This window comes from Mycobacterium sp. UM_Kg1 (assembly GCF_000972925.1).
Lineage (GTDB): Bacteria > Actinomycetota > Actinomycetes > Mycobacteriales > Mycobacteriaceae > Mycobacterium > Mycobacterium hiberniae.
Window position 1 is genome coordinate 1 of the sequence record NZ_JRMK01000180.1, and the last position, 6,783, is coordinate 6,783.

Sequence of the window (6,783 nt, forward strand, 5' to 3'; positions counted from 1 at the left end):
TACCTACAATCACCACCGGCAACACTCAGCGATCGGGAAAGTCCCACCCATCACAAAGTTGACCAACCTGTCTGGGCAGTACAGCTAGGTCGGTCAGGGAAAATTCATGGCCGGCCAGGAAAATTCGCAGGGTGTGTCTCGGCGCGTCGGCGCGGATGGGGGTCGCGGCGGCCCTACTGTGGCGATTGCGCGAAACAACTTGACATAACTCTAAGCCTATGGTTGAGGTTGAGGGTTTGGAATGTCGGATCGGGGAGTTTCGCGCCAAGCCCGGCCCCAGAGAGGAATCCAATCCCACCAGGGAGGAAGACGAACGATGACCCCACCGCACAACTATCTGGCCGTCATCAAAGTCGTGGGTATCGGTGGTGGCGGCGTCAACGCCGTCAACCGGATGATCGAGCAGGGCCTCAAGGGCGTTGAGTTCATCGCGATCAACACCGACGCACAGGCATTGTTGATGAGCGACGCCGACGTCAAGCTCGACGTCGGCCGAGACTCCACCCGCGGCCTCGGTGCCGGCGCCGACCCCGAAGTGGGCCGCCGTGCCGCCGAAGACGCCAAAGACGAGATCGAGGAGCTGCTGCGCGGCGCCGACATGGTGTTCGTCACCGCCGGCGAGGGCGGCGGCACGGGCACCGGCGGCGCACCGGTGGTGGCGACCATCGCCCGCAAGCTGGGTGCCCTGACCGTCGGCGTGGTGACCCGCCCGTTCTCCTTCGAGGGCAAGCGGCGCTCCAATCAGGCCGAGAACGGCATCACCGCGCTGCGGGAGAGCTGCGACACCCTGATCGTGATCCCCAATGACCGGCTGCTGCAGATGGGCGACGCCCAGGTCTCGCTGATGGACGCATTCCGCAGCGCCGACGAGGTGCTGCTCAACGGAGTCCAGGGCATCACCGACCTGATCACCACGCCCGGTCTGATCAACGTGGACTTCGCTGACGTCAAGGGCATTATGAGCGGGGCGGGCACCGCCCTGATGGGCATCGGCTCGGCCCGCGGCGACGGCCGTGCGCTCAAGGCCGCCGAGATCGCGATCAACTCGCCGCTGCTGGAAGCCTCGATGGAGGGCGCCCAGGGCGTGCTGATGTCGGTCGCCGGCGGCAGCGACCTGGGACTGTTCGAGATCAACGAGGCGGCGTCGCTGGTGCAGGACGCCGCGCACCCCGAGGCCAACATCATCTTCGGCACCGTGATCGACGACTCGCTCGGCGACGAGGTGCGGGTGACGGTGATCGCGGCGGGCTTCGACTCGGCGGGCTCCGGCCGCAAGCCGGTGACCGGCAACCCCGGTCAGGCCCGGCACGCGGTGGCGCCGGGGCAGGCCGGCAAGGTCACCTCGTCGTTGTTCGACCCGGTCGACGCCGTCAGCGTGCCTGCCCCCACCAACGGGGCCACGGTCAGCGTCGGGGGTCGCAACGGGGACGACGGATGCGACGACGACGACGTCGACGTCCCGCCGTTCATGCGGCACTGAGCCGATGATCGCTCGTCCGCCGCACCCGCGGGGTACGTCCCGGACATGAGTTTTCGTGTCCGCCGGGTGACGACCACCCGCTCCGGCGGTGTGTCGGCGGCCCCGTACGACAGCTTCAACCTGGGCGATCACGTCGGCGATGACCCGGCGGCGGTGGCCAGAAACCGGGCGCGGCTGGCCAAGGCCACCGGCTTGGGCCCGGACCGGCTGGTGTGGATGAACCAGGTCCACGGCGATCATGTGGTGCGCGTCGACGGGCCGCGTGCGGCTGCGGTCGAGGCGACCGATGCGCTGGTCACCACCGTGCCCCGCCTCGCGATGGTGGTGGTGACCGCGGACTGCGTCCCGGTGCTGCTGGCCGATGCGCGCGCGGGCGTGGTGGCCGCGGTGCACGCCGGCCGGGTCGGTGCGCAGCGCGGTGTGGTGGTTCGCGCGGTCGAGGAGATGCTGGCGGCCGGCGCGAACGCCGGTGACATCTCGGTTTTGCTGGGGCCCGCGGTCAGCGGGTTGCACTACGAGGTGCCCGCGCAGATGGCCGATGAGGTCGAACAGGCGCTGCCGGGCAGTCGAACGGTCACCTCAGCGGGCACTGTCGGGCTGGATCTACGCGCTGGAATCGCCCGTCAGCTCCGGGGATTGGGCATCGAGGCCATCGACGCCGACCCGCGCTGCACGGCAGCGGATCCCAAGCTGTTCAGTCACCGCCGCGACGGTCTCACCGGTCGGCTGGCGTCGCTGGTGTGGCTGGAATGAGTTCGCGCTAGATGTCGCTGGAGGGGGCGGGTGAAACCGGTGGGAACTGTCCGCGTGTCGATACAGCGCCAACGCGCTCGCTGCCGTTACCGTCACCGTTATTAGTCACTTCAGTCACACCTTCATCACAGTCATCAGCCTAGAAGGGTCCAAGGATGAGCACACTCCACAAGGTCAAGGCCTACTTCGGGATGGCTCCGATGGAGGACTACGACGACGACTACTACGACGACGGCGACCACCGCACCGGTTCGCGCGACTATGCGCCGCGGGGGGAGCGGTTCGGCGAGGACGTTTTCGACCGGGTCGCCGGGCGTTCGGAGACCCGCTACGACGACCGTTTCGAGGACCGTGACTACGACGACGCCCCGGGCGGCTACCGGGGCGGGTACGACGACGAGCCGCGCTACCGCGGGCGTGAGTTCGACCGCCCCCGCGACTTCGAGCGCCGGTTTTCCTCGCTGCGTGGCTCGACTCGCGGCGCCCTGGCCATGGAGCCGCGCCGGATGGCCCAGATGTTCGATGAGAGCAGCCCGCTGTCGAAGATCACCACGCTGCGGCCCAAGGACTACAGCGAAGCCCGCACCATCGGCGAGCGGTTCCGCGACGGCACCCCGGTCATCATGGACCTGGTGTCGATGGACAACGCCGACGCCAAGCGGCTGGTCGACTTCGCCGCGGGTCTGGCCTTCGCCCTGCGCGGCTCCTTCGACAAGGTGGCGACCAAGGTGTTTCTGCTGTCGCCGGCCGATGTCGACGTAACGCCGGAGGAGCGTCGCCGCATCGCCGAGACCGGCTTCTACGCGTATCGGTAGGCTGGAACGGCAGTCGAGCCGGTCAGCAATGCTGATGCGGGCCCACCCTCGTCAGTAAGGTCGCATTCCGTTGGCGCTGTTCTTCACGATTCTCGGTATCGCGCTATTTGTATTCTGGCTGTTGCTGATCGCCCGAATCGTCATCGAGTTCATCCGCTCGTTCAGTCGTGATTGGCACCCGCGGGGAACCACGGTGGTGATTCTGGAGCTGATCATGAGCATCACCGATCCGCCGGTGAAGCTGCTGCGACGCCTCATCCCGCAGCTGACCATCGGGGCGGTGCGTATCGACCTGTCGATCATGGTGCTGCTGCTGATCACCTTCGTCGGCATGGAACTGGCCCTGCAGCACGCCGCCTGACCGGGAGCGGTGTCGCGCATCGGCGCTCGACACGCCGAGGCCGCCCGGTAGCGAAATAGATCACATTCACCCGCACCGGGCATTTTGCGGTGCGTGGCCGTCGGCGGCCGGCGGCCGCTTCCGCGCTGTTCGCCCCCGCTGTGATCAGCCGGGGCGCGCGGTCCCCGGCGTTTTGCTGCTGAGCGGTATCGGCATCCGCAATTTGAAATTCGCTCTTAATATCATTCACATTGCCGAGCGCAGCGGCAGATGTGACAGGATGGACGGCAGTTACACACGGCGAGCGTTTCCCGGTCGACCCAACCATGCCCGATCGGCGCAACCTACTACCTGACTCAAGGGGGCAGACGATGCCACTAACACCGGCCGACGTACACAACGTCGCGTTCAGCAAACCGCCTATCGGTAAGCGTGGGTACAACGAGGACGAGGTCGACGCCTTCCTGGACCTGGTCGAGGCCGAACTGACCCGGCTCATCGAGGAGAACGCCGACCTGCGTCAGCGCGTCAGCGAGCTCGACCAGGACCTTGCCGCGGCCCGCGCCGGTGGTGGCGCGCAGTCGATTCCCTCGATCCCGGCCTACGAGCCCGCTCCCGAGCCGGTGGCAGCGCCCCAGCCGGTGGTCGCCGCGCCTGCGGCTGCCGAGACCACCCCCGAAGAGTCGCACCTCAAGGCAGCGCGCGTGCTCAGCCTGGCCCAGGACACCGCGGACCGGTTGACCAGCACCGCCCGGGCCGAGTCGGAGAAGTTGATGGCCGACGCCCGCGCCAACGCCGACCAGATTCTCAGCGAGGCTCGCCAGACCGCCGAGACCACGGTCGCCGAGGCCCGTCAGCGCGCGGACGCGCTGCTGGCGGACGCCCAGACGCGGTCGGAGACCCAGCTGCGCCAGGCCCAGGAGAAGGCCGACGCGCTGCAGGCCGACGCCGAGCGTAAGCACTCCGAGATCATGGGCACCATCAACCAGCAGCGCACGGTGCTGGAGGGTCGCCTCGAGCAGCTGCGCACCTTCGAGCGCGAGTACCGCACCCGGCTCAAGACCTATCTGGAATCGCAGCTCGAGGAGCTGGGCCAGCGCGGATCGGCGGCTCCGGTGGACAGCAGTGCCTCGGGTGACGGCGGCGGCTTCAACAACTTCAGCCGCGGCGCCAACTGACCACTGACCCGCGGTGGGCGCACCCGCGGCGGATTGAAGTAGTTCGCCCGTCGGACTGGAGGTGATTCGATGCTGGTCATCGCGTTGGTATTGGCGGTAATCGGCCTTGCGGCATTGGTGTTCGCGGTCGTCACCAGCAATGCGCTGGTGGCGTGGGTCTGTATCGGCGCCAGCCTGCTGGGTGTGCTGCTGCTGATCGTGGATGCGCTGCGGGAGCGGCGCGCACACACCGCGGCGAGTGCCGCGCCCGCCGTCGCCGACGATGCTGGGGAACCGGGCGACGACGATGCAGTCGAGGCCGCCGAGAGCCCCGAGTTGGCCGCTGAGTCAGACGCCCCCGAGTCAGACGCCCCCAAGTCAGACGATCTGGCGGACTTCGACGCCGAGGCGACCGATGAGTCCGCCGAGGATCCGGCTCCGCATCGCGTGGACTAACCCGCGGTTCGGGTAGTGGGCGCGGCCAGCAGGTCGCGGACCTCGTCGTCGCTGACCTGGTGAAAGTCGCGATAGGCCTGGCCCACCGCATCGAAATCCTCGGGCGTGCTCACACACACCACGTCGTCGGCCTCCTGGGCGATCTTGCGGCACGCCGCCCGGGCAGCCACCGGCACGCCCACCACGATCGACGCCGGTTCGGCAGCCTGAATCGCCCGCACCGCCGCCAGCACACTGGCGCCGGTCGCGATGCCGTCGTCGACCACGATCACCGCCCGGCCCCGGAGCTCCGCCGGTGGGCGGTTCCCGCGGTAGGCGCGTTCGCGCCGCTGCAGTTCGGCCCGCTCGCGCTCGATCACCGCCTGCAGCGCCTCCTCGCTGATGCCCAGGCTGCGGATCACCTGGTCGTTGATCACCACCCGCCCGCCGGCCAGGGCGCCCATCGCCAGTTCGGGCTGCCGCGGCACACCGAGCTTGCGGACCACGAACACGTCCAGCGGCGCCCCCAGCGCCGCGGCGACCTCCCAGGCCACCGGTACACCACCGCGCGCCAGTCCCAGCACCACCAGCGCACCCGGCACGCGGTTGCTCAGATCACCCGACAGCAGCTCGGCCAGCGCGCGCCCGGCGTCATGGCGGTCGGCGAAGGTGCGTGGTGCCGACCGGCGATCAAACGCACGCGGACGAGTCATCTCCCCATCGAGCCTACGACTCCCGGCCGGCGATCGCGTCGTCGAAGGCCAGCGGCTCGGCGGCGGCGGTCGGTGCCGACACGACCGCGTGCCGGGCGCTGCGGTCCACGGTGAGGGTGAAGACGTCTGGTCGCCCATAGTGGCCGGTGACGTCGAGGTCGTACTTGCCGCGGACCTGATCGTCGAGGTCCAGATCGGCCACCAGCAGGGTTTCCGCACCGTAGACCGGTCCCGCGAGTACCTCGCCGAGCGGGGAGACGATGACGCTGCCGCCGCGAATCAGGTCCATCGGTGCCTGCTGCGAGTCGGCGCGTGCATAGTTCTCGGGCAGGTCGGCGGTGTTGAGGTACTGGCAGGCGCTGAGCACGAAGCACCGGCCTTCGTAGGCGATGTGGCGCATGGTGGACTGCCAGATGTCACGGTCATCGACCGTCGGTGCGCACCACAGCTGGACGCCCTGCTGGTAGGTGGCGAGGCGGAACTGGGGCATGTAGTTCTCCCAGCAGATGGTCGCGGCGAACCGGCCGGCGGGACTGTCGAACACCTCGATCGTCGACCCGTCACCCTGACCCCAGATCAGCCGTTCGCTCGCCGTCGGCATCAGCTTGCGGTGCTTGCCCAGCAACTGTCCGTCGGCGCCGAAATAGACAGCGGTGCAATACAGGGTTCCGCCGTCGCGCTCGATCACCCCCACCACGATCGTGATCCTCGACTGGCGTGCGAGCTCACCGATCCGGTTCGTCTCCGGTCCGGGCACCGTCACTGCCGATGAGTGGTACCGCACGTAGTCGTCTCGACCCGCCGGTGTGCGGGACCCGACGACCGCACCGAACGACAGCCCCTTCGGATACCCGCCCACGAATGCCTCCGGGAACACCAGGAACTCCACCCCTGCCGCCAGTGCCCGCTCGACGAAATCCTGCAGCTTGGCGAGCGTCCCCGGCGTGTCGAACAACACCGACCCGACTTGCGCGACCCCGACTTTGGGCATGCTGTTCCTCCCGATCACGTGTCACACCGATCGTAGGGAGCGCCGCAGGGGGCACCAACAGAAAAACCCCGGCAGGAGCCGGGGCGATCTGTAAAGCGG

At 68.2% G+C, this 6,783-nt stretch carries 8 protein-coding genes; 6 read left to right on the forward strand and 2 right to left on the reverse strand.

The genetic code is table 11. From position 1 onward, the window contains the following. The first annotated feature begins 316 nt into the window (after positions 1-316). From ftsZ to LI92_RS18935, 6 genes are all read left to right on the forward strand, one after another. The gene (gene ftsZ, locus LI92_RS18910; protein ID WP_046321691.1) at positions 317-1,480 is read left to right on the forward strand and encodes a cell division protein FtsZ; all 1,164 of its coding nucleotides are present in this window, start codon (positions 317-319) and stop codon (positions 1,478-1,480) included. A gap of 45 nt (positions 1,481-1,525) precedes the next feature. Continuing rightward, positions 1,526-2,233: a peptidoglycan editing factor PgeF gene (gene pgeF, locus LI92_RS18915; protein WP_046321692.1), complete on the forward strand. Its 708-nt coding sequence runs from the start codon at positions 1,526-1,528 to the stop codon at positions 2,231-2,233. Between the two features lie 155 nt (positions 2,234-2,388). Further along, positions 2,389-3,048: a cell division protein SepF gene (locus LI92_RS18920; RefSeq protein WP_046321694.1), complete on the forward strand. Its 660-nt coding sequence runs from the start codon at positions 2,389-2,391 to the stop codon at positions 3,046-3,048. Positions 3,049-3,118: 70 nt separating this feature from the next. After that, positions 3,119-3,409, forward strand: a complete 291-nt coding sequence (locus tag LI92_RS18925; RefSeq protein WP_046321695.1) for a YggT family protein — start codon at positions 3,119-3,121, stop codon at positions 3,407-3,409. Between the two features lie 350 nt (positions 3,410-3,759). Further along, on the forward strand, positions 3,760-4,566 hold the full coding sequence (gene wag31, locus LI92_RS18930; RefSeq protein ID WP_046321697.1) for a DivIVA-like cell division protein Wag31: 807 nt from the start codon (positions 3,760-3,762) through the stop codon (positions 4,564-4,566). A 69-nt stretch (positions 4,567-4,635) separates the two neighbouring features. Beyond that, positions 4,636-5,001 (forward strand): hypothetical protein, encoded by a 366-nt coding sequence (locus LI92_RS18935; protein WP_046321699.1) that lies wholly within the window; start codon positions 4,636-4,638, stop codon positions 4,999-5,001. On the opposite strand, the gene LI92_RS18940 is transcribed toward LI92_RS18935, so the two are convergent. Together LI92_RS18940 and LI92_RS18945 are read right to left on the reverse strand one after the other, a co-directional pair. Further along, positions 4,998-5,693: a phosphoribosyltransferase gene (locus tag LI92_RS18940; protein WP_046321700.1), complete on the reverse strand. Its 696-nt coding sequence runs from the start codon at positions 5,691-5,693 to the stop codon at positions 4,998-5,000. The two genes, LI92_RS18935 and LI92_RS18940, sit on opposite strands and share 4 nt — an antisense overlap. Positions 5,694-5,706: 13 nt before the next feature. Continuing rightward, positions 5,707-6,684, reverse strand: coding sequence for a carbon-nitrogen hydrolase family protein (locus tag LI92_RS18945; RefSeq protein ID WP_046321702.1), 978 nt, complete (start codon positions 6,682-6,684; stop codon positions 5,707-5,709). Between the last annotated feature and the right edge of the window lie 99 nt (positions 6,685-6,783).

Coding starts and splice junctions, on each gene's coding strand:
- pgeF (WP_046321692.1), top strand. CDS start 1,526: ATGAGTTTTCGTGTCCGCCGGGTGACGACCACCCGCTCCGGCGGTGTG.
- LI92_RS18935 (WP_046321699.1), top strand. CDS start 4,636: ATGCTGGTCATCGCGTTGGTATTGGCGGTAATCGGCCTTGCGGCATTG.
- LI92_RS18940 (WP_046321700.1), bottom strand. CDS start 5,693: ATGACTCGTCCGCGTGCGTTTGATCGCCGGTCGGCACCACGCACCTTC.
- LI92_RS18920 (WP_046321694.1), top strand. CDS start 2,389: ATGAGCACACTCCACAAGGTCAAGGCCTACTTCGGGATGGCTCCGATG.
- wag31 (WP_046321697.1), top strand. CDS start 3,760: ATGCCACTAACACCGGCCGACGTACACAACGTCGCGTTCAGCAAACCG.
- ftsZ (WP_046321691.1), top strand. CDS start 317: ATGACCCCACCGCACAACTATCTGGCCGTCATCAAAGTCGTGGGTATC.
- LI92_RS18945 (WP_046321702.1), bottom strand. CDS start 6,684: ATGCCCAAAGTCGGGGTCGCGCAAGTCGGGTCGGTGTTGTTCGACACG.